Raw genomic sequence first — 23,173 nt, 5'->3', positions numbered from 1 at the left:
CATTTTAAATGTACCCTGAAGACTGATGGGAAATCACCATGGCAGTACAACAAACAAACCATGTCCAGGCAGATATAACCGAATATCTGGCGCTGGCTGAAAAAATAATTAAAGAAGCCGGAAAAATTGCCATCCGCTATTTCAGAGTGCCACTGAATGTGGTGAACAAGGAAACCGGCAACGATTTTGATCCGGTTACCCTTGCCGACAAAGAAGTCGAAGCCTTTATTCGCAAGCGGCTGTCCAGTGCTACCCCCGGGTTCGACATTGTTGGAGAAGAAGACGGGTTTACCGGTGGCTGCCAAGGGGGTGACCAATACCGCTGGGTGATTGATCCCATCGACGGTACCCGGTCTTTTATCAGCGGCTTCCCAACCTGGGGAATACTGCTGGGTCTGGTGGTCAACAACTGCTGCGTTGGCGGAGTTATGCATCAGCCGTTTACCGGGGAAACCTTTGTCTCTGACCGCAAGACATCCTGGCTCGATTGCCAGTTGACCGACAGTCACACCCACCTTAAGTGTCGCCATACACAAACCCTGGCAGAAGCGGTGATTTACAGCACCGATCCGGACATGTTCGAGAGCGCTGAAGATTACCGGCGTTTTAAACAGGTGGCCAATGTTTGCCAGTTAAGACGTTTTGGCGGCGACTGTTATTCCTATTGCATGTTGGCCGCCGGTCACATTGACCTGGTGGTGGAAGGCGGGTTGCAACCCTACGACATCAATGCGCTGATTCCCATTGTAGAAGGTGCTGGTGGCGTGGTCACCAACTGGGAAGGAAGACCAGCCATAGATGGTGGCCGGGTGCTGGCCGCGGCGAACCCGACTCTGCACAAGCAGGCGTTGACGTTGTTACAATCTGATCACGCTAACTGAATATTAGTGTCACTCATAGAATTTTGACGTACTGTCTTTCCATAAGGCCAGATCAATGAAAAAAGAACCAAAAACAGACACGTTTAACGACGTGCTCAACCGCCGTCTGTCCCGCCGCAGTGCTTTGAAGGGCATGGCAGGTACAACGGCCTTTGTTGCAGGTGCAACAGGCATTGGTGCCCTGGCCGGCTGTTCTGCCGGTCAACCTGAAAAAACCTCATCACCGCTGACCTTTGAAGAACTCCCCCACGGCTACGACACCACCCACCACGTAGCCCCCGGCTACAACGCCGATGTGCTGATTCGCTGGGGTGACCCCCTGTTTGAGGATGCCCCGGATAATTTCAGCGGTGGGATCAAAGACGCAGAATCCCAAAAAGTGCAGTTTGGCTACAATAACGACTTTATCGGTTTTCAGTCACTGCCGCTGGGTTCGGATAATTCCGACCACGGCCTGCTGTGCGTCAACCACGAATTTACTACCTCCCGTTTGATGTTCCCCGGCATCAAAGACGTGGGCTATCTGCTGGAATCCAGCCGCGAACAGGTAGATATCGAGATGGCTGCCCACGGTCATTCGGTGATCGAAATCAAAAAAGTGGATGGCCAATGGCAGGTGGTGAAAGACAGTAAATACAATCGCCGCCTGACCGCCCACACCGAAATGGACATCACCGGCCCCGCAGCCGGGCACCGCCGTTTGCAAACCAGCGCCGACCCAACCGGCCGCAAAGTCTACGGCACGCTGGGCAATTGCGCTGGAGGAGTAACTCCCTGGGGCACCATCCTGATTGCCGAAGAAAACTTTCAGGTGTATTTTGACGGCGACCAGATCGAGGCGGACAAAAAAGCACCGGGGGAACGCCGCAACTACGGCCTGTATAACGCCGGCTACTACCAATACCGAGACAAAGACCCGGATTTAACCGAGCAGGAACAGGCCAACCAACCCCCAGAGCTCAAAGGCAAGCGAGCGTTCTACCGCTGGGCGGACTACCACGATCGCTTCCATATTGAAAAAGAACCCAGAGAGTTCAACCGCTTTGGCTGGATGGTGGAGTTCGACCCCTACGACCCGCAATCAATTCCCAAGAAACGTACAGCCCTGGGTCGCTTTGCCCATGAAGGGGCTACCATCGTTGCCGAGCATGGTAAACAAGTGGTGGCCTATTCCGGTGACGATGGCGAAAACCAGTTTATCTACAAGTTTGTGTCCAAGGACAAGTACGACAAAAACAACCGAACAGCCAATATGGAACTGCTGGCGGATGGTACCCTGTACGCTGCCAAATTCCATCCCAACGGTGTTGGCGAATGGCTTGTGGTTGAGTTGCAAGAAACCGGCTGGGCATCATCTGCCTTTACCAAACTGCAAGACCCTGAAGAAGCCTTGATCGAAGCACGATTAATTGCTCGTTTGTTGGGTGCGACACCCATGGATCGCCCGGAAGATATCGAAACCAATCCGGTGACCGGTCGCACTTATGTGATGCTCACCAAAAATAGCAAGCGCACCCGGGAAACAACGGATCCGGTTAATCCCAGGGCAAATAACCTTTGGGGGCAAATTGTGGAAATTTTGCCGCCGGGTATAGACGGTAGCCGTGACCATTTGGCCGATCATTTTCAATGGGAGATGTTTCTGCTGGCGGGCGACCCCAACCACCCGGACGGCGGCAAGCGTGGCCGCTATCACAAAGACGTGAGTAAAGACGGCTGGTTTGCCAACCCGGACAACGTGGCATTTGATCCTCAGGGCCGCATGTGGATCAGCACCGATGGTTTTCCAACCAACCAGACCGCGGCAGGGCTGGATGCCCCCATACACGATGGCATCTGGGCCTGTGAAACCACCGGCGAGAATCGCGCCCTGACACGGCACTTTTTTGGTTGCCCCATTGGAGCGGAAATGACCGGCCCCTGTTTTACCCCGGATGGGGAGACGTTTTTTGTATCCGTACAACACCCCGGCGACACCCCGGACAGCGACTACAGCAACCCCGCTACCCGCTGGCCGGACTTTGATCAAGCCAATCCACCCCGGCCCTCGGTGGTTGTAATCACCAAAAAGGGTGGCGGCAAAATCGGCTGATGGTGAAACCGAATGGGTACGCCTTAACGCTCATAAGCGCACAATAAAAATGCTCCTTGAAAAGGATTGGATTTATGAATGCAAACAACCTTTTATTCATTAAATTGACTCGGTTTTTACGTCCAGCCCTGCTAATTATTGCGGCGCTCTTTATAAGCGCCTGTGCCGAGACCAATGGCCATAAAATTAAACAAGGCGATTTTCAATTCCCCCAAGGCGTGGCATCCGCAGACCCCCAGCCAACCTCCGTGATGTTGTGGACACGGGTGGTCGGTACGCAAAAAGAACAAGACAGCATCAACCTTACTGTAGAAATAGCCAAAACCAGGGAGTTTAAGAAAATAGAGCAGACTCAACATGTGACTGCCCACCGCAAAGACGATTTTACCTTACGTTTTTACGCCCAGGGGCTGGAGCCGCACAACACGTATTTTTATCGGTTCACTGCAGGCAAGGACACTTCAACAATCGGCAGAACATTCACTGCCCCGGACACGTCCGAATCTGCCACGCTTAACTTTTCGTCCATTGCCTGCTCCAGCTACGAACAGGGCTTTTTTGGCACCTTGAAACGGCTTATCGAAGAAGACAAAGCCAAACCCGAATCCGAGCAGATACAACTGATGTTCCATGTGGGGGATTTTATTTACGAAGTTGTGGGCGACGATCCCAGACAAGACAATCACTCGCCCAATTGGTTAAAAGACGCCAACGGAAACCCGCGTGAAATCACCCCGTTCCCGGACGGAAAGCAATGGCCGGATTCCGACCACTGGAAGTCCGGCTCCTGGAGCCCGGTGACCGTGGACGATTACCGGCATCTGTACAAAACTTATATTTCCAATCCGGTTATGCAGGAAGCCCGGGCAAGGTGGCCCTTTGTCTACACCTGGGACGACCATGAATTTGCCGATGGCAACTACCAGTCGGGCACCTACATAAAAGACCTTCTGGGTATGCCCGGAATGCAAACCGTAAAAGTGGCTTCCAACCAGGCGTGGTTTGAATATTTGCCATCCACGCTCGGTCAGGCATCCAACATAGAAACGGTCAAAAACCAGGCCCACGACTTCAAGCCTGTCGAAGTAGAAAATGTGCCATTGGGTACGGATAAAGCCGGCGGCCTTTTCAGCGAAGCAAACAACCTCAAAGCCATCAACTCAATGCGTATGTACCGGGCCATACAATGGGGAAAAGATGTTGTCATTGTCGTTACCGATACCAAAAGCTATCAGGACCCCGATCTGTCCGTGCTTGGCAGGCAGCAGAAGGAATGGTTTTTGGATGTGCTGAAAACCTCACCGGCAAAATGGAAGCTGTGGCTTAATAGCGAGCCTTTCATGGAAACCTACATCGATTATGACAACGTAGAAGGCTCAGGTTTGCCCAAAACCCTGGTGTACAAAGACTCCTGGAAAACGCTCGAAACAGAGCGAAGGGAAATTCTGGATTTTATAGAGGCCAATAAAATCAACGGGGTCGTATCCCTGTCAGGGGACTATCACATCCAAATGGCTGCCACGGTTAATCATTCCGGGAAACCGCCAGTCATGGCAGATTTTGCGGTCACCGCATTGAGTTCATTCCCGGACATATTCTGGTTGGAGCGAAAAGGCAAAAACCTTGAAAACCCCGAATTGCACCCATTATTCAGCTACCAGGATGACGCCGGACAGACACAACCCAATATCAATACCACCGTCATGTACGGGGTACAATCCGGGTTGGAAATGGCAAAAACCAACGACTTTAACGCCGCAATCGCCAAAGCGAATCCATCTGCCAACCCTCATCTGAGGTATTTTGATACCGAACACAATGGCTACCTGACCGGGACGGTCAACCCGTCTGCGATGGGTGTGACATTTACCAATACCAAAAACGCCAGGGTGGATTACGAGGCATCCGGAGCGGAAGTGGTTTCCAGGGTAAAATTTGAGTTACCCCATTGGCAGAAAGGCCAACTCCCGGCATTGTCCGAGCCAAAATATGAAGGCGATGTATTTCCGATGCCGCATGAATAATTGCATGTTTAGAATCCGCGATAGGGGATCGGTAATCCCCCCGCCCCCGATTAAACCTTTCAGGGCAGGCTGCGGCGGGGGGCATGAGAGTAAGGTAGCGAGTTATTAAACGAAACCTATAAGGTTGTCGGTTTAGTACCATGAAAATACATCATCTGTTGGTGGAATTTCATGGTGATATTGGGCAATGATTGAGCGAAAATCCTGGCAAAATACCATTCAGCAAGCGCTTTCCTGCAGCTAAATAGTGGTTCTGGCGGGGCCACGGCAATGTGGTAAAACCACTCTGGCGCGTCATTTTTTGGCCGAAGATTCAGCCAATTATTTTGATCTTGAAGATCCCCTTAGCCTCGCTCGGCTGGAAGAACCGATTACCGCCTTGAGCATGCTCACCGGGTTAATTGTGATTGATGAAGTGCAGTTGCGACCTGACTTGTTTCCGGTGCTTCGGGTTCTGACAGACCGAAATTCGTTCAATGGGCAATTCTTGATTTTGGGCAGCGCGTCTGGTGATTTACTGCGGCAATCGGCTGAATCGCTGGCAGGTCGTAGTGAAACTATTTTATTGCGCGGTTTTGAGTTGACCGAGTTGGGCGAGCAGCGTATGCCGGTGCACTGGTTGCGCGGCGGCTTCCCTTTATCCTATTTGGCAACCAGTGAAAACAACAGCTTGGCTTGGCGTAAGGGGTTTATCGAAACCTTATTGCAGCGCGATTTTCCCATGTGGGGTGTGCGAGTGGCAGCTACTTTACTGTGGCGTTTTTGGAAAATGCTGGCGCATTATCACGGTCAGACCTGGAATGGTGCCGAGTTTGCCAGGGCTATGGGAGTTGGTGAATCGACGGTGCGCCGCTATCTCGATTTGTTGAGTGATGCCTTTATGGTGCGCCAACTTAAACCCTGACATGCCAATATCCGCAAACGGCAGGTCAAGTCGCCCAAGGTCTATGTGCGCGACAGTGGACTGCTGCATCAGTTGTTGGGCATCGCCAACGAAAGCGGTTTGTTAACCCATCCAAAGTTGGGTGCTTCATGGGAAGGCTATGTTCTTGAAGAAGTTATTGCGGCTGAGCGGGTTGAAGAACCGTACTATTGGGCGACCCATCAAGGGGCTGAGATTGATCTGGTATTCCAAAAAATGGTCATCTTCTGGGTGTTGAATGTAAGCGCACAGATACACCTAAAATGACACCTTCCATACGGAGTGCGCTTGACGATTTGCCTTTACATTCTGTGGCGATTGTTTACCCGGGCTCCAAGCGCTTTAAACTGGCTGAGCAAGTCGAAGCTGTACCGCTGGCAGCTTTTGCGACAGAAGGCGTGTTTAAAGAATGATTCCCGCCTTACTGGCGCAGGGCGTTGATCAGCCATACTAGCGACAACGAGATTATGCACTTGAAAGTGCCCATTACTATTTTGTTCGGTGTAGCAGTTCGATGCGGTTACCGCTGGGTTCAAAAAACATCATATGCTTGCTGGGCCCGCCATAAAACAGCTCCGGCGCAAAGTCGATACGCACGCCTGGAAAGGCTTTCACCTTTTTATAGAGTGCGTGTAACTGTTCCTCGCTTTCAACGCTGAGTGCCAGGTGATGCAAACCGACATTGGTTTTGCGATTAAAGGGCGTGGCGGTGGCAGGGTCGGTGACCCGCCAGAGGGTGATTTTGGCGTGACCGTTGGACAGTGAATAAGAGGGGTAATCCGGGTTATGGCCGCCAACCTTAAAGCCCAGCACCTGGGTAAAGAGGTTTTTGGTGGCTTCCAGATCTTTCACGGCAAGACCTACGTGATCAACCTGAGTGACGCCGGTAACTGACTCCGCCTGAATGGATAAGGAAAAAAACAAAAAGTAAATAAGTGTAAGAAGGCGTGACATCTCGGATTCCTTTGTTAGCTAGGCATAGGTAGATTCGAAGGGCATCAAAAAGTTTAGTTATTCTGGCCAAGCGTTTGCAACAATTGCTGATAGACCCCAGGCGCAGCCGCCACCACCCGCTGGCCCAGAGGCAGGCTCTGACGGTCGCAGGGGAAATCTTCGCACTGTCCTCCTGCTTCGCTGACCAGTAGCAGCCCGGCCAGACAATCCCAGGCATTCATATGCTGTTCCACATAGCCGATCAGACGACCACAGGCGACGTAGGCGATGCTTAGTGCGCCGCTGCCGAGGCGGTGGTAGGCGCCGCCCCGTTGCAGAAAGTGGGTCAGGAAATCCAGTACCTGCTGGTGGGGAACGCGGTTGGAAAAACCGATGCCGGTGAGTCCGTCGTTGATGCCCTGTGATTTGCTGGGTTGTATGGGCTGGCCGTTGAGAAAAGTCCCCTGACCGCGACAGGCCGTAAACAGCTCGTCCTGGTTGGGGTCGTAGATGACGCCCAATTCCACCCGGTCGTTTTGCACATAGGCGATGGAGATACACCACAGCGCCATGCCGCTGACAAAGGGATGAGTGCCGTCGATGGGGTCCACTACCCAGATGCCTTGAGCGTCATCCTGGCTTAATTCGGCACCGGTTTCCTCGCCAAAAAAACCGTCCTCCGGGTAGGCTTGTGCGAGGCGTTGGCGAATGAGTTTTTCGGTGTTGATGTCTGCTTCTGTGGCCATGTCCTGTACACCCTTGCTTTGCAGGGTCAGGGACGAAAGGTCCCGGAAATAACCCAGTGCCAGGGTTCCGGCTTCCTGGGCGAGCTGTTGGGCGAAGGCGTATTTTTGTTGCAGTTGATCGTTGCTCATGGTGTTCCCAGTTGAAATAGGGGCTTGCTGCACTGGCGATGAATGACAAAGCGCTTGCTGGCGGCTGGGGTGTTGATGCGGGCTTCCAGTTCGTCCAGTTCGTTGACTTTATCCAGTAACAGGGTTTTGAACCCCTTTAGCTGACTGTCTGCCGGGCATTGAAACCGGTATTCGCCGGTCAAGCGGTTGCCCCTGTTTTTCACGCTCTGCCCGGTCAAGCGACAGCGGTTCTGGTCGTTTTCGCCGTTGAGTGCAAACAGGTTATCCGCTTGTTCAAGAACAGCCTGGGCGGTTTCCGGGGCGGCAGGTATTTCCAACCTAGCGGTTAATTGGCCGTTGCTTTGGTAGTCAACCGTCAGCAGGGGAATGCGCTCGCGGTATTCTGCGTAGTGGGCCGCGTAGTTGTCGCACAGGGTGTCTCCGGCATCCTTTTGGCCGCAGCCGGTCAACAGCAAAATTAGCGATATTAAAAGTGCCCGTTTCATCTTAATCCCTCGCCTTTACGCGCCACAGGCTGGCGGCCAGTATCATGGAAACCACAGAGGCGCCCACCCACAGCATAATCGGCTGGCTGTAGTCGTAGAAATACACATTCAGGTTCTGGCTGCCGGTGGCAAAGCTGAAAATAATTTCGCTGTCGTAAATCAGTTTGCCGCTTAAATAATCCTGGGTGGCTGCGCCCAGATAGCTGAAAATGCCGATAAAGCCCATGGCCGCACCGGCCACTTTTTTCGGCGCGATGTCGATGGCAAACAGGCCACCGAGGGAAGCCAGAATACCGCTGAGGCCAAAGCCGTAGACCACCAGCGCCACCGCCAGCAGCAGCGGGTCGTTGGGGCCGAAGAAAATGGCGAACAGGGCGGTGAGTTCCAATAACCCGAATAACAGGTTGGTGGGCGGGCGGCGGGCGTCAAACAGTTTGTCCGAGGCGTAGCCGTAAGCGACACAGCCGAGAATGCCGGCGGCGGTGTTAAAGAAGATAAACAGATTGGCGTCGAACAGGTCAAAACCGCGAATTTCCTGCAAATACACATTCCCCCAACTGTTGATGGCGTAGCGCGTCACGTACATGCTGCAACTGGCCAGAGCGAGAACCCAGATGGAGGGAATGGCCAGTACCCGCAGCTGAGTGCGCCAGGTACTCTCTTTGGCAACTTCCTCACTGACCGGTGCGCCGTGGTCCTGCTTCCAGTCGGCGATATTGGGCAGCCCCAAGGTGTGGGGGCGGTCCTGCAGGTATTTCCACAACAAAAAAGCGGCGAATACGCAGATCAATGCCGGTGTCCAGAAGCCCCATTGCCAGGACAGTCCCAACCCTTTGGGGGCAGCGGCGATCAGAAAGGCAACACCCAGATAGGTGAGTCCTTCGCCGATGGAGTGAGCGGTGCTCCAGATGCCGTAGTAACGGCCACGCTCGTGGTTGCTGTACCAACTGGCCAAAGCCACCGCACTGGACGGCGCGCCAAAACCCTGGAACCAGCCGTTGAGCAGCCACAGCAGCGCCGACAGCCAAACCACTTCCGACAATCCCATGCCGAAGTTCATCACCGCCGACAGCAAAATGCCGATGGCGAAAAACAGGCGCACATTGGCGTGGTCCGCCAAAAAGCCGTTGGTGAACTTGCTGAAGGCGTAGCCGTAGAGCAGGGTGGAGCCGATCAGTCCCACTTCTTCGGGAGTAAAAACCCCCGCGTCCATCAACGGTTTTTTCACCACATTCAGGGCCAGGCGGCAGACGTACCCCAGGCCGTAACACAGGGTAATGATGACGATGATGTTGCGGCGGTGGTAAGCGTACAGCCGGTCGATCTCTGCCGGGTTTTCCAGCAGTGGCCGTTCGGGGCCGGATTTCAGTGTGTTAAATAGCGCTCGCATGGTGGTTTCTTATTCCATAGTTGGCATGGAAAACTCTGCCCCCTCGCGCTGTCCTTTGGGCCAGCGGGCGGTGACGGTTTTCATGCGGGTATAAAAGCGCACGCCATCGGGACCATGCATATGCAGTGGGCCGAACAGGGAACGCTTCCAGCCACCAAAGCTGTGGAAGGCCATGGGCACCGGAATGGGAACATTGACACCTACCATGCCCACCTGAATTTCCTCGCAGAACTGCCGTGCTGCGTCACCATCCCGGGTGAAAATGGCGGTGCCGTTGCCGTATTCATGCTGATTGATCAGCTCAACGGCTTGCTGGTAGCTGTCTACACGTACCACACAGAGCACAGGGCCGAATATTTCTTCGTCATAGATACGCATACCAGGCTTGACCTGATCGAACAGGGTGGGGCCAACGAAGTAGCCCTGCTCGTTACCAGCGCAAACAAAGTCGCGGCCATCCACTAACAGCTCGGCGCCCTGTTCCACGCCGGAGTCGATGTAGGCGCGCACCTTGTCGGCGTGCTCGCGGCTGATCAATGGCCCCATGTGCGGCTCCGGCTGGGCAGTGCCGGGGCCGGTGCGCATGGTGTCGATTTCTTTTTGCAGGTCGTCGATCAAACGGTCGGCTACCGCATCGCCCACACACACGGCCACAGAGATGGCCATGCAGCGTTCACCGGCAGATCCGTAGGCGGCTCCCATCAGGGAATTGACCACCTGGCCAGGGTCGGCATCCGGCATCACCAGCATATGGTTTTTGGCGCCGCCCAATGCCTGTACACGCTTGCCGTGGGCGCTGGCGGTGCTGTAGATGTACTCGGCGATGGGGGTGGAGCCAACAAAGCTGACCGCCTGAACCTGCGGATCAGTAAGCAGTACATCCACAGCGGTTTTGTCGCCGTTGACCACGTTAAATACGCCATCGGGCAAGCCAGCTTCGGTCAGCAGTTCCGCCAGACGCAGGCAGGCCGAAGGGTCTTTTTCCGAGGGCTTCATCACAAAGGTGTTGCCGCAGGCCAGCGCCACCGGGAACATCCACATGGGTACCATGGCCGGGAAGTTAAAGGGGCTGATACCGGCGCATACGCCGAGGGGTTGCATGAGTGAGAAGCTGTCCACGCCACGGCCCACGTTCAGGGAATGCTCGCCTTTTTGCAGATGGGGAATGCCGCAAGCGAATTCCACCACTTCCAGGCCACGGGTGACTTCGCCGTTGGCGTCAGACAACACTTTGCCGTGCTCGGCGGTAATCAGTTCTGCCAGCTCATCGCGATGTTCTTCAATCAATGCTTTAAAGCGGAACATCACCCGGGCGCGGTTCAGAGGTGTGGTGGCGCGCCAGGCTGGGAAGGCGGCCTGTGCCGCAGCGATGGCCTGACGGGTTTCGTCGGCGCTGGACAGGCACACTTGCGCTTGTTGCTGGCCGCTGGCCGGGTTGAATACCGGACTGTAATGGCCGCTGTTGCTGGCGGTGTGCTGGCCGTTGATGTAGTTGCCTAGAGTGTTGCCGTGGGTTTGCATGATGAGTTCTCGTTTACTATTTATTGGGTTGGAGGAAGGTGATGCCCGTCCTTTCCAGACACGCCGTGCATACGTCCATGTAGGCTCGTTGTCAGCATCCCTGCTGACAACGGTCTGGAAAGGGCGGGCATCACCTTCTTCATAAATTTGGCCGGCCTCGTTAGGCGGGTGTTATCCGTCGACGATTTCAAAACCGGCATCCAGGCACAGCTTTTTCAGGTTGTTTGCTCCGAGCTTGGCGCAGGTCAGTGGGTGGGCGATGGTCGGGTCCTGCTCCGCTTCTACCACCAGCCAGCCGTGATAATCAGACTTTTTCAGTTGCCGGAATAATCGCGGGTAATCGACACCGCCATCCCCCGGCACGGTAAATACCCCATTGAGCACCGCATCCAGAAAACTCAGGTCGCGATTGATGGCGTCTTTGAGCACGCTTGCGCGCACGTCTTTGCAATGCACATGGCAGATGCGCGCTGCGTGGCGTTGTTGTATGGCCAGCGGGTCGCAACCGGCGTAGGTCAGATGACCGCTGTCCAGCAACAGGCCAACGCTGTCGCGGGTGTGGGCCATCAGTGCGTCAATATCCGCTTCGGATTGCACCAGGGTGCCCATATGGTGGTGGTAGGCCAGGCGAATGCCTTGTTCAAGACAGGCGTCAGCTACCAGACTCAACGCCTCGCCAAAGGCGGGCCAGGCTTGTTCAGCTAAAACCGGGCGACGGGACAGGGGCACTTGCCGCTCCCCCTGAATACTGCCGCTGACATCGCAGTACACCAGCACCTTGCAGTGCATGGCCTTGAGTAAATCCAGGTGGGGCTGCAGGGCGGCCAGTTCCTGCTCCACGGAACGGGTTTGCAGCATGCCGCTGAACCAGCCGGATACCAGTGCCAGTTGATGCTCCGCCAGTATGGGGCCGAGCACATCCGGCTCGCGGGGGAATTTGTTGCCCAGCTCAAAACCGCTGAAGCCCGCTTCACGGCCTTCGCGCAAACACTGTTCCAACGGCGTTTCTGCCCCCAGTGCGGGCAGGTCGTCGTTGGTCCAGGTGAGTGGGTTAATGCCGATTTTTACGCTCATTGTTTTCTTTAAATTTTCAGTAGAGGGCTAATTTTTCGGGTGTTGTGCTGGCCGCAGGAGCCGATCTGTTTTCCAGACACGCTGTGAATACTTCCCTGTAAGCTCGGCTGCGGCATCCATGCCGCAGACGGTCTGGAAAACAGATCGGCTCCTACGGCCTACGAACATTTTCATCTGCTTCTAATAAGGTTGTTTACGCTTGGCCTGCTGATACTCGCCATAGCGCTCTTGCACCGTGCGATTGTCCGAAACTTCCGGTACCGCCACATCCCACCAGTGACCACCTTCGGAGGTGGCAAAAGGGTCGGTGTCCAGGCTGATCACATAGGAGCGGTCGGCGGCTTTGGCTCGCTCAAGGGAGGCTTCTAGCTCAGCCAGAGATTCCACCCGCTCTGCCTGCACACCCATGGCAGCAGCGTGGGCGGCAAAGTCCAGTTTCGGAGCGCCCTCGGCGATGGATTCGCAGTCGTCCAACAGGTTATTAAACGATTCGTTGCCGGTGGCGTTTTGCAGGCGGTTGATACAGCCGAAGCCACGGTTGTCCAATACCACCACAATGATTTTGTGGCCCAGCATCACCGAAGTGGCCAGTTCCGAATTGAGCATCATGTAGGAGCCATCGCCCACCACCACGTAGACCTCGCGCTGCGGCTGGGCCATTTTTACCCCCAGACCGCCAGCGATTTCGTAACCCATGCAGGAAAAGCCGTATTCCAGGTGATAGCTGCCGGGTTGCTCACTGCGCCACAGTTTGTGCAGTTCACCCGGCAGGCCACCGGCGGCACAGACCACCACATCCTGCGGGTTGCTGGCGCGCTTGACGGCCCCCAGCACCTGAGCATCGGAGGGCAGGCCGGTTTGGGTTTGCGGTTGATCTGTAGCGGCGGTGACCTGGTCGTAATAGGCATTCCAGCGGGCAATACCGTCATTGCCACGCTGTTGCCAGTCGCTGCTGGCCTGCCAGTCACCCAGGGTGTTTTGCAGCTGTCGCAAAGCGATGTTGGCGTCACTGACCAAGGGCAGGGCGTTGTGTTTGTGGGCATCGAATGGGGCGACATTTATCTGAATCAAAATACTGTCGGAAAACAGTGTGCGTGACGCGGTGGTGAAATCCTGCAAGCGGGTGCCCACCGCAATTACCACATCCGCTTGCTGGGCAAGCTGATTGGCAACTTCACTGCCAGTTACACCGATGGCGCCCACGTAATTGGGGTGATTCCAGGGCAGTGCGCCTTTGCCCGCCTGGGTTTCCGCTACCGGAATGCCAGTGGCTTCTACCAGTGATTTCAGCGCCTTGACAGCGCCGCTGTAGTGCACGCCGCCGCCGGCGATCAACAGCGGCTTGCGGGCATTTTTGATGGCATCGAGAGCGGCCTCAAATTCACGGGCGTCTGGTCCCTGACGGCGTAAACGGTGCACTTTTGGGGCAAACAAACTGGCCGGGAAGTCGTAGGCCTCGGCCTGCACGTCCTGACAAAAAGCCAGCGTTGCCGGGCCACAGTTGGCGGGGTCGGTAAGTACCGCCATGGCCGCTGGCAGGCTGGTAATTAATTGTTCCGGGCGAGTGATACGGTCGAAGTAACGGCTCACCGGGCGAAAACAGTCATTGGCGCTGATGGTGGGGTCGCCAAAGTCTTCCACCTGTTGCAGTACCGGGTCCGGGGTGCGGTTGGCAAAAGTATCCCCGGGCAGAAACAGCACCGGCAGGCGATTGACGTGGGCCAGCGCTGCGGCGGTGACCATATTGGTGGCACCGGGGCCGATGGAACTGGTGCAGGCCATCATGCGCTGGCGGTTGTGCGCCTTGGCGTAGGCGATGGCGGCGTGGGCCATACCCTGTTCGTTGTGGCCTCGGTAAGTGGGCAACTGATCCCGGGCGCTGTGCAGGGCTTCGCCGAGGCCGGCGACATTGCCGTGGCCGAAGATGGCGAATACGCCGCCAAACAGCGGCAGGACATCGCCATCAATATCAACCTGTTGGGCGCTGAGAAAGCGCACCAGGGCTTGAGCGGCGGTAAGGCGTTCGGTAGTCATGGAGCTTGAACCTCACAGGCAGAGGGGGCTTTGCGCTGGTGCCAGTGTTGTACCAGACGCAGGTAGTTGTTTTTGACCTGGTCGATCAATTGCTGGTCGTTTATATCACCGGCCATCCAGGAGCGCGATGGCTCGACAAAAATCGTGCGGCCAACGGCGAAGCCTTTGCAAATGGCAAAACCGGCGCTGGCGTCAAAACCGGCTTTGAGTTCTGCTTCCGGGGCGTCCAGACCCAGTAGCAGCACGCCGCGACAATGGGGCGCGCGCTCGTTGATCAGGTCGCTCATCCGCTGCCAGGCATTGCGACTGGGGGAGGGCAGTTTCCACCAGTCCGGGTAAATGCCCAGGTTGTAAAAGCGCGTCATGGCGTCGATAACGGTGTTGTCGTCCCGGGGCATATCTGCCGGGGGGATAACTTCCAGCAGGAATTCGTGACCGCTGACCTGACAGGCGCGGTAGAGCTCTTCCACCTGCCGCTCCTGACTGAGTCGCAGCTCGGTGTCGTCCTGGGGGTGGTAGAACACCAGACATTTGACCACATGCTCCAGCGGCCAGCTTTGCAGGCGGGCACTGATATTGCGGCCGCCTTCCAGTTCCAGCGGGCGCGAGGAGGGCTGTTCCACCGGGCGGCCAATCCACCAGTTTTGGCCGGTGAGCTGGTTGAGGGCGTCCTGGCCGTAGGTGTCGTCGATCAGTACGCCGGGCTGACTTTGGCCATCGATACTGCCTTGAGCCTGCTGCGCGGCGCTGAGAATCAATTGCTTCAGTTGCGGAATGCGGGCAGGGTCGGCACCGGCTTCAGTGGCCATGTCGTAAAACTGCTTGCGGTGGTCAAAGGCCAGAATAATCAGGTCGTTCCAGTCCCGCTGGCTGCGGGTGGTGACCCGGTGCAGGTAATTGAGGTGCACGTCCTGATCCGGGCGCGGAATATCCTGGGCGTGGGCCAGGTAGTAGTCCAGTTCCTCCTCGGAGGGAATGGCCGGATAACAGCCGTGGCGGGATACCACCAGTGCGCCGCAGGCGTTGGCGTAGGCGCAGCATTGTTCGTGGCTTTCGCCGCGCAGCCAGCCGCGCAAAAAACCACTCATAAAGGCATCGCCTGCGCCCAGTACGTTGAGCACATCCACACGCACGCCTTGATGACAAATAAAGTGATCGGCGCTGGAGGGAATGTCACCCCCCAGCACAGTGCAGCCCAGGGCACCGAGTTTGAGTACCAGGGTGGCGCTGGTGAGTTCGCGAACGCGCTTCAGTGCGGTGATGGTGTCGGTGCTGCCGCCGGCGATATGGAATTCTTCTTCGGTGCCGACAATCAGATCGCACTGGGGCAAAATGCTCTGAATGTGTTTGCTGACTTGTTCAGAGGAAACAAAGCGGTTTTCCCCTTCACCCAGGCCGGTCAAACCCCAGAGTACCGGCCGGTAGTCGATGTCGAGAATCACTTCTGTGCCCGCGGCACGGGCGTAAGATATGGCGGTGGTACTGGTTTCGTAGGTCTGCTCGGTGGAGAAGTGGGTGCCGGTAATCAGCAGTGCTTTGGCCGAGCCAATAAAGGACGGGTCAAAATCGTCGCTGCTGATGGCCATGTCTGCGCAGTCATTGCGGTAAAAAATCAGCGGGAAGGTGTCGCTGTCCTTTATACCCAGAACCACCAAGCCGGTGAGGCGCTCCGGGTCGGTGACCAGATGGCTGGTATCCACCCCGGCGCGATTCAGTTCTTCGCGCAGGAAACGCCCCATATGCTCGTCACCTACCCGGCTCAACATGGCGGACTTCAGACCCAGGCGAGCGGTGCCCGCAGCGATATTGCCGGAGGAGCCGCCCAGGTATTTGGCAAAGCTGCCCATATCTTCCAGGCGGCTGCCGATTTGCTGGCCGTAGAGGTCGACGGCGACCCGGCCAAGGCAGATAAGATCCAATGATTTTTGTTCCATAACGATCGCAGTTCCCCTGTCTGCATATTATCCTTGCATTAAGGATATTTGTAATCTGAGTGAAAATTATATTCCATTTTTTATAAATATAAAATAAAATTTTCTGAAATTGATGTGTCCAGGACAAACTTTATGACGACAATTAACCTCTGCCTGTTTGGTGCCGGGCGTATTGGCCAGATTCATGCCGGTTGTGCCGAGCGCCACCCGGATGTATCGATCCGCTATGTGGTGGACCTTTATCAACCGGCGGCAACTGCCTTGGCACAGCGCTTGGGCGCGCAGGTTGGCGAAGTGGATGAGGCATTGGCAGACCCGGATGTGCACGGGGTGATTATTGCCAGCTCCACCGATACCCATGCGGATTTGATCGAACGCGCCGCCCGCGCTGGCAAGGCCATTTTCTGTGAAAAGCCCATCGACCTGGATATTCAACGGGTACGTGACTGCCTGACAACCGTTGAGGCAGCGGGGGTGCTCTGCGCCATTGGTTTTAACCGCCGCTTTGACCCGCAGTTTGCGCAGCTAAAAGAAGCCATTGAAAACGGCACCATCGGCAAGCTGGAAACGCTGGCCATTACCAGCCGTGATCCGGAGCCGCCGCCGTTGGATTATATCGGCGTATCCGGTGGTCTGTTCAGAGACATGATGATTCACGATTTTGATATGGCCCGCTGGCTGTTGGGAGAGGAACCGGTAGAGGTATTTGCCGCCGCCAGCTGCCAGGTAGACCCGGCCATCGGCAAGGCGGGCGATGTGGATACCGCCGTGGTGACATTGAAAACCGCGGCGGGGCAACTGTGCCAGATCAGCAACAGTCGTCGCGCGGTTTACGGTTACGATCAGCGTATCGAAGCCTTTGGTTCCGAGGGCATGGTGCAGGCCAATAACAATCTGGAATCCAATCTGGTGGTTACAGGCGCTGAAGGTTCATTGGCTGAAAAGCCACAACACTTCTTTTTGGAACGCTATGCCGACGCCTATCGACTTGAACTGGACAACTTCGTCGCTTGCATTCGCGACCAGGCTCAGCCGCGAGCTGGTGCCGATGATGGTTTGCAGGCACTGGTATTAGCAGAAGCGGCACTCGCCTCGTTGGAGAGCGGTCGAGCAGTGAAACTCTAATTTTGGGAATTTCTTATGTCACATCTTTTATCCAAAGCCCGCACACCGGATGAGCAGGGCCGTATTCAACAGGTCACACCGGAATCCGCCAATTGGGACCATGTGGGTTTTGAAGCCTTCAAGCTGACTGCGGGGCAGGTGTTGGAACAGGACACTCTGGGCTGCGAAGTCTGTCTGGTGCTGGTGGCGGGCAAAGCCACGGTTACAACAGGGAAAGAGCACTGGGACAGCATCGGTAAGCGCAGCAGTCCATTTGACGATCAGGCACCCTATGCGGCCTATGTGCCACCGGGCGACCATTTTAGGGTTGCCGCCGAAACCGAACTGGAGCTGGCGGTATGCCGTGCGCCCGCCACAGGCGAATACCCGGCCCGGTTAATCACCCCGGACGCCTGCCATAAGGAAGTGCGCGGCGAGGGCACCAATACCCGCCGTATCTGCAATATTCTGTTTGGCAATATGGCGGCGGAAAGCCTGCTGGTGGTGGAGGTGTTTACCCCCGGTGGCAACTGGTCCAGCTACCCGCCACACAAGCACGACAGCGACAATGCGCCGGAAGAAACGCAGCTGGAAGAAACCTATTACCACCGCCTGAATCCACCCCAGGGCTTTGCTTTTCAGCGGGTCTACACCGATGATCGCTCACTGGACGAAACCATGAGCGTGGAAAATCACGATCTGGTGATGGTGCCGGAAGGCTATCACCCAGTGGGCGCTCCCCACGGTTATGACCTTTATTACCTGAACGTAATGGCCGGGCCCAAGCGGGAGTGGATATTTCACAACGACCCGGACCATGAGTGGATGCTGGCGAAATAACTCAACGTTCGTTGTCTTTGCTGCGAAAAGCAACTGAAGTCGCCAGGCTTTGCGCCAGAGTCATGGCTGAAGACAGGGAGCGGAACGAGTGCACTTCTGCATCGTGGGCCAACAGGCACACTCTGGCTGCATTGGCGATGGGGCTGAGTGTGCTGTCGGTAATGGCAATTACCGGAGTGGCGTTCTGAGAGGCTTTGGCCACCAGGTTGGAGGTTTCCTGGGAGTAAGAGGCGAAGGAAATAGCCAGTAATACATCGTCCGGTGTCATATGGGCACTTTCCAACAGCATCCCCCCCACACCGTCAAGCAGGTCGGCCTTGCAGCCCGCATGGTTTAACGCGTAGGCCAAGTAAGCCGCAACCGGGAAGGAGCGGCGCTGGCCCATGATGTAGATGGTTTTGGCGCTGTCGAGTAAATCCACCGCTTTGGTGATGTTATCGGATGGTGTTTCTGTCAGCAGTTCTTCCAGGGCGACAATATTGGCTTTGCAGAACTGGTTGAGCAGGGCGTGTTCTACGCTGTCTGTGTCAGAAAGCTCCGTGTTGCTTACCGCTCGCACCCGTTCCCGGTAGTTGGCGGAGCGTTCAACCACCCGCGACTGGAATGCCCGCTGCATTTCACTGAAACCACTGTAGCCAAAGGCTTTGGCAAAACGGATTAATGCCGAGGGTTGCACCTGGGCGCGCTCGGAGATAACGGCAATTGTTTCCAGAGCCATATCCGTGGGGTGTTCCAGGGCGAACTGGGCGATTTGGCGCAGGCGCTTGCTCAGCTCCAGGTGGCGTTCATTGATTTCCTGGCGCAGGGTTTCAAAATCCGTTGCGGGTTTGGTGGTGTTGGGCATGGGGCTGCTTCATTAGTGAGCTTTCTGCCATTGTAGTCTGGCTGGAAAAAATATTCTAAGGGTTGTTGTTTATTTCAATTGGGCCAGAGCGAGTGGGTATTGTTACATATCAGTGTTAATTTTTTTGTAAAAATTATTCCAATTATTTATGTTATGTTTTTTATATTTCGTTTGTGATAGATTGCGTGTGAGCTTTGTGTATTGAGCAAACAGGTTACAGATCATGGTGACGGGGTAAGCAGATGGTATTAACACTGGTTTCATTTATTGGTTTTACGCTGCTTGTAGCAGGGATCAGCTACTGGAAAACCCGCAACGACAAAATGATCGACAGCGACGCCTATTTTCTCGGTGGCCGCAGTTTGACTGGCTGGGTGATCGCCGGCTCGTTGATGTTGACCAATCTGTCTACGGAACACCTGATTGGGCTCAATGGCGATGCCTTTAACCACACCATTGCGGTGATGGCCTGGGAGACAACCGCAGCCCTGGCGATGGTGCTGACCGCGTTGTACTTTCTGCCCCGTTACCTGAAAAGCGGTTTTGTGACCATTCCGCAATTTTTGGCGGATCGCTACGATTCGCAAACCCGGGTGATTGCCACCCTGATCTTTCTATTCTCTTATGTGATTGCCATTCTGCCGGTGGTGTTGCTGTTTGGCGCCGCCGGTATTGAAAGCCTGTTTGATGTATCAAGAAATCTCGGTATCAGTGAAACCCAGGCGCGCTGGCTGATTGTTTGGGGTGTGGGCTCCCTCGGGTCGCTGTACGCCATTTTTGGCGGCCTGAAAGCGGTGGCCATTTCCGATACGGTGAACGGTGTGGGCTTTTTAATTGCTGGCCTGCTGGTGCCGATTCTGGCCCTGGTGATGATCGGTGGTGGTGACCCTTTGCAGGGTATTACCGAGGTCTACGAAGGCCAGCCAGAGAAATTTGATATTACCGGTGACGAGCCGGGCTCCTTCCTGCCTTTTGGTGTGCTGTTCACCGGCATGATTGTCAACCAGATTTTTTTCTGGTGTACCAATCAGTCCATTATTCAACGGGCGCTGGGGGCGAAGAATCTGGCAGAAGGGCAAAAGGGCGTGTTGATTGCCGCCGGGTTCAAACTGTTGGGGCCTTTTATTATTGTGCTGCCCGGGGTTATTGCCTTCCATATGTTCAAGGATACCCTGGGGCCGCAGGATTATTTACAGGCCTACCCGGAGCTGGTGAAAACCGTGCTGCCACCGGCACTGGTGGGATTTTTTGCGGCGGTGATGGTGGGCGCGGTGCTCAGTACCTTTAACAGCGTGCTTAATAGCTCGGCAACGCTGTTCAGCGATGGCATCTACAAAGCCCTGTTTAACAAAGAGGCCAGTGGCCGGCAGCTGGTGCGCACGGGGCGCATTGTCAGTATCGTACTTGCCACAGGCGCCATGCTGGTTGCGCCGATGATTGATACCGGCGGCAGCCTCTATCAGTACCTGCAAAAAATCAATGCCACCTTCTTTGGCCCCATGCTGGCGGTTATTTTGCTGGGTTTTATGACCCGCAACACCTCGGCTTTGGCTGCAAAGGTTGGTCTGATCGGTGGCCCGCTGCTGTTTTACGTTCTGGTGTTCGCGTTTGGCGATGAGGTACAGCAGGTGGTGAAAGGTCTGCTGGGTACCGAGCAAGATATTCACTTCCTGCACTTTCTGGCGCTGGTATTTTTATTGACTGTAGCAGTGATGGTGACTATTAGCTGCTTCAAGCCGGCGCAAAAACAATACAACCCTCGCAGCTCCAGTGTAGAGCTAACCCCATGGCGGCATCGCAAACTGGCAGCAGTGTTGGTTTCCCTGGGGGCTATTGGTTGCTATCTGGCTCTGGCTCAGTAGTGCCAATATGTCTTGTTAGCATTGACGTGGCCCGTTCAGTAGTGCATCGCGGGTTACCTCGATCAGCAGGTCAATTTCCACGTCACTGATTGCAAACCAGGGAGTAAAGCGCAGGGAGTTGGTGCCGCCGTGAATGACGTTGACGCCACGGGTGCGCATATATTCCTCGGTGCTGTTGGCGCCGTAGCATTTGTAGTCGTCGCTTAATGCCACGCTCATTAACAGGCCTGTGCCTTGTACGGCGGTAATGGCGCCGTTCAGTTCTTTCTGCAATTCTTTGAATTTCGACATCAGACGCTTGCCAGCGGAGACAATATTCGTGCGTAGGTCGTTATCCATACTGTCCAGCACCGCTACCGCTACATCCATGGCGCGGGGGTTGGTGGTCATGGTGTTGCCGTACAAACCCTTCTGGTAAAGGTGGTGGGCTTTTTCGCTCAGGGCCAGCACCGACAGTGGATACTGGCCGCCGTTAATGGCTTTGGACCAGGTTTCCATATCCGGTGCCGGCAGGTTTTCAAAACCGGGGTAGTCGGTGATGGACAGGTTGCCGGTGGTGCGCAATCCCGCCTGAATGGAGTCCGCCAGCAGCAGGGCGCCGTGCTGCTCTGTCAGCTGCCGAGCCAGTGTGTAAAATTCCGCTGTGATAGACAGGCCGGGGTTGCCTTCTCCCATAACCGGCTCAAAGAACATGGATTCGATAAACAGGTTTTCCGTGTCGGCATGTTCAAAGGCGGCTTGCAGGGCTGTGCAATCATTGGCGGCGATGGTCAGCAGATTGTTGCCCTGCTGGAAGCTGGCCAGGTGCTTTTTATAGGCGGCCATGCTGGAATCCGAGTACTGGGCCGGGCGGTCGGTACGGCCGTGAAAGGCACCCTTCAGGGCCAGGCGCACAATGGGTTTGCCTTCATGCCTGGCGCCAGCTTCGGTCATTAATTTGGCATTGATGTCGGAAATACGGGCGGCAACAGAGACCGACTCACTGCCGGAATTCATACACAAGAAACTGTGGAATGGGCAGCCGTGATCGCGGTTGCGGCCCACTTCCCGGCGCAGGGCAGTGATCAGCTTCATCTGGCTGATGTTGGGGGTCATAATATTGGCCATCACATGAGGCTGGTTCATGGCCTTGAGAATGGCGTCTGGTGCATGCCCCGAACCCAGCATGCCGTAGCCGCCGGTGTCATACAGCACTGCCCCTTTCAGGGTGACAATCCAGGGGCCAGCGGCGGCGGCAGCAACATAGGGATTAACCGCATCGCTGTTGTAAAAATTCAGGTAGCCTTGCTGAATCTGTTCAATTTGTTGTTGTTCGTCCAAATCCACTAACTGTGGGTATTGCCCGGCAATGGTGTTGGCGTATATCACTGCTGCATCGATGGCTTGCAACAATTTGGGATCGCGGGTTGCAAAGGCTTGTATTTTCTGGTCACTGAGCCCGCTGGTAAGGCGTTTTCCCGCAAAACAGCGCAGGGGGGCGAGGCGGTCAATAGCGGGAAACGATTCGATCATGGTCATCAGGCTATCCGGGCGTGCGGCTGGGGTTTCATCTATTCTAGTGTCCGGGAATAGCACTACGAATTGGCATATTAATCAAATTGATATAAAAAATGGTCAATATGTCGGTATATTTGGTTGATATGTAAGGTGATCAGTGAGACAAAACCAAACTACGGGTTGAATAGTGAGGCTGGTGTGAACAAAAAAATCCGAAATATTGAGAAGACTCTGTTATCAGACAACTGGTATTTGTTAAACAAATACTCATTTGAGTATCAAAATTTTGAAGGCGAATGGGGTTGCCAGGAACGGGAAGCCTACGATCGTGGCAATGGTGCCACCATTCTGCTGTACAACAGAGAAAAGAGTACGGTTATTTTGACCCGGCAATTTCGTTTGCCGACCTATATCAACGGCAATGCTGACGGCATGATGATCGAGGCATGCGCCGGGTTACTGGATGGCGACAGTGCGGAAGTGTGCATTAAAAAAGAGGCCGAGGAGGAGACCGGTTACAGGGTTGGCAAAGTAGAAAAGATTTTTGAAGCCTATATGTCACCAGGTGCGGTGACAGAAATTATTCACTTTTTTGTGGGTGAGTATGATGGCTCCATGAAGGTGTCCGATGGCGGTGGCCTGGCGGAAGAACAGGAAAATATTGAGGTGCTGGAAGTCACATTTTCCGAGGCGCTCGCAATGGTGACCTGTGGAGATATCAAAGACGCCAAAACCATTATGCTGCTGCAATATGCGCAACTTTCTCGGCTTTGCTAGTAATGCTGCAGGTTAACTTGGCTGGGTGCAGTGTCCGCAGGCCTTTTTAGACCGTTGGCCGCAGGGATAGCGGCCACCGAGCGT

At 55.1% G+C, this 23,173-nt stretch carries 17 protein-coding genes and 1 pseudogene; 8 read left to right on the top strand and 10 right to left on the bottom strand.

Translation table 11 applies throughout. The features are described 5' to 3' along the window. Nucleotides 1-38 precede the first annotated feature (38 nt). The 4 genes and pseudogenes from hisN to ACVBEJ_RS09215 all read left to right on the top strand — a co-directional run bounded on the left by hisN (nucleotide 39) and on the right by ACVBEJ_RS09215 (nucleotide 6,186). Entirely contained in the window at nucleotides 39-881 is an 843-nt protein-coding gene (hisN, locus tag ACVBEJ_RS09230) for a histidinol-phosphatase (RefSeq protein WP_447129341.1), read from the top strand. A gap of 55 nt (nucleotides 882-936) precedes the next feature. Further along, the gene (locus ACVBEJ_RS09225; RefSeq protein ID WP_447129340.1) at nucleotides 937-2,973 is read left to right on the top strand and encodes a PhoX family protein; all 2,037 of its coding nucleotides are present in this window, start codon (nucleotides 937-939) and stop codon (nucleotides 2,971-2,973) included. Nucleotides 2,974-3,047: 74 nt separating this feature from the next. Beyond that, entirely contained in the window at nucleotides 3,048-4,997 is a 1,950-nt protein-coding gene (locus ACVBEJ_RS09220; protein ID WP_447129339.1) for an alkaline phosphatase D family protein, read from the top strand. A gap of 247 nt (nucleotides 4,998-5,244) precedes the next feature. Further along, a pseudogene (locus ACVBEJ_RS09215) lies at nucleotides 5,245-6,186 on the top strand (ATP-binding protein). A gap of 222 nt (nucleotides 6,187-6,408) precedes the next feature. Here ACVBEJ_RS09215 and ACVBEJ_RS09210 read toward each other — a convergent pair. The 8 genes from ACVBEJ_RS09210 to ACVBEJ_RS09175 all read right to left on the bottom strand — a co-directional run bounded on the left by ACVBEJ_RS09210 (nucleotide 6,409) and on the right by ACVBEJ_RS09175 (nucleotide 16,165). Continuing rightward, nucleotides 6,409-6,873 (bottom strand): VOC family protein, encoded by a 465-nt coding sequence (locus tag ACVBEJ_RS09210; RefSeq protein WP_447129338.1) that lies wholly within the window; start codon nucleotides 6,871-6,873, stop codon nucleotides 6,409-6,411. A gap of 53 nt (nucleotides 6,874-6,926) precedes the next feature. Then, complete coding sequence (locus tag ACVBEJ_RS09205; RefSeq protein WP_447129337.1) at nucleotides 6,927-7,727, bottom strand: inositol monophosphatase family protein; 801 nt, start codon at nucleotides 7,725-7,727, stop codon at nucleotides 6,927-6,929. Continuing rightward, a complete protein-coding gene (locus ACVBEJ_RS09200; RefSeq protein ID WP_447129336.1) occupies nucleotides 7,724-8,212 on the bottom strand; it encodes a hypothetical protein in 489 nt (162 codons plus the stop codon). Before ACVBEJ_RS09200 ends, ACVBEJ_RS09205 begins: the two co-directional genes overlap by 4 nt. A 1-nt stretch (nucleotide 8,213) precedes the next feature. Continuing rightward, complete coding sequence (locus ACVBEJ_RS09195; RefSeq protein ID WP_447129335.1) at nucleotides 8,214-9,602, bottom strand: MFS transporter; 1,389 nt, start codon at nucleotides 9,600-9,602, stop codon at nucleotides 8,214-8,216. A 9-nt stretch (nucleotides 9,603-9,611) separates the two neighbouring features. Then, a complete protein-coding gene (locus tag ACVBEJ_RS09190) occupies nucleotides 9,612-11,123 on the bottom strand; it encodes a CoA-acylating methylmalonate-semialdehyde dehydrogenase (RefSeq protein WP_447129334.1) in 1,512 nt (503 codons plus the stop codon). Nucleotides 11,124-11,294: 171 nt separating this feature from the next. Beyond that, nucleotides 11,295-12,197 (bottom strand): myo-inosose-2 dehydratase, encoded by a 903-nt coding sequence (iolE, locus tag ACVBEJ_RS09185; protein ID WP_447129333.1) that lies wholly within the window; start codon nucleotides 12,195-12,197, stop codon nucleotides 11,295-11,297. Nucleotides 12,198-12,377: 180 nt separating this feature from the next. Beyond that, nucleotides 12,378-14,231, bottom strand: a complete 1,854-nt coding sequence (gene iolD, locus ACVBEJ_RS09180; RefSeq protein WP_447129332.1) for a 3D-(3,5/4)-trihydroxycyclohexane-1,2-dione acylhydrolase (decyclizing) — start codon at nucleotides 14,229-14,231, stop codon at nucleotides 12,378-12,380. After that, nucleotides 14,228-16,165 carry a bifunctional 5-dehydro-2-deoxygluconokinase/5-dehydro-2-deoxyphosphogluconate aldolase gene (locus ACVBEJ_RS09175; RefSeq protein ID WP_447129331.1) on the bottom strand — a complete coding sequence of 646 codons (1,938 nt, stop codon included), beginning with the start codon at nucleotides 16,163-16,165 and terminating at the stop codon, nucleotides 14,228-14,230. The genes iolD and ACVBEJ_RS09175 overlap by 4 nt, the downstream gene beginning before the upstream one ends. 132 nt (nucleotides 16,166-16,297) lie before the next feature. Between ACVBEJ_RS09175 and iolG the strand changes: the two genes are divergently transcribed. Next, nucleotides 16,298-17,290, top strand: coding sequence for an inositol 2-dehydrogenase (gene iolG / locus ACVBEJ_RS09170; protein ID WP_447129330.1), 993 nt, complete (start codon nucleotides 16,298-16,300; stop codon nucleotides 17,288-17,290). Between the two features lie 15 nt (nucleotides 17,291-17,305). Further along, the gene (gene iolB, locus ACVBEJ_RS09165; protein ID WP_447129329.1) at nucleotides 17,306-18,109 is read left to right on the top strand and encodes a 5-deoxy-glucuronate isomerase; all 804 of its coding nucleotides are present in this window, start codon (nucleotides 17,306-17,308) and stop codon (nucleotides 18,107-18,109) included. Nucleotide 18,110: 1 nt separating this feature from the next. On the opposite strand, the gene ACVBEJ_RS09160 is transcribed toward iolB, so the two are convergent. Continuing rightward, a complete protein-coding gene (locus tag ACVBEJ_RS09160) occupies nucleotides 18,111-18,953 on the bottom strand; it encodes a MurR/RpiR family transcriptional regulator (protein WP_447129328.1) in 843 nt (280 codons plus the stop codon). A gap of 242 nt (nucleotides 18,954-19,195) precedes the next feature. Here ACVBEJ_RS09160 and ACVBEJ_RS09155 point away from each other — a divergent pair, with 242 nt between their 5' ends. Next, entirely contained in the window at nucleotides 19,196-20,815 is a 1,620-nt protein-coding gene (locus tag ACVBEJ_RS09155; RefSeq protein WP_447129327.1) for a solute:sodium symporter family transporter, read from the top strand. Between the two features lie 15 nt (nucleotides 20,816-20,830). On the opposite strand, the gene ACVBEJ_RS09150 is transcribed toward ACVBEJ_RS09155, so the two are convergent. Beyond that, nucleotides 20,831-22,333 (bottom strand): aminotransferase class III-fold pyridoxal phosphate-dependent enzyme, encoded by a 1,503-nt coding sequence (locus ACVBEJ_RS09150; protein WP_447129326.1) that lies wholly within the window; start codon nucleotides 22,331-22,333, stop codon nucleotides 20,831-20,833. 177 nt (nucleotides 22,334-22,510) lie between these two features. Here ACVBEJ_RS09150 and nudK point away from each other — a divergent pair, with 177 nt between their 5' ends. Then, nucleotides 22,511-23,089, top strand: a complete 579-nt coding sequence (gene nudK / locus ACVBEJ_RS09145; protein ID WP_447129325.1) for a GDP-mannose pyrophosphatase NudK — start codon at nucleotides 22,511-22,513, stop codon at nucleotides 23,087-23,089. The last annotated feature ends 84 nt before the right edge of the window (nucleotides 23,090-23,173 follow it).

The sequence above is a fragment of the Porticoccus sp. GXU_MW_L64 genome, from assembly GCF_052983295.1.
The sequence above is the reverse complement of the archived record's forward strand: the minus strand, read 5'-3'. Positions and strand labels throughout refer to the sequence as shown.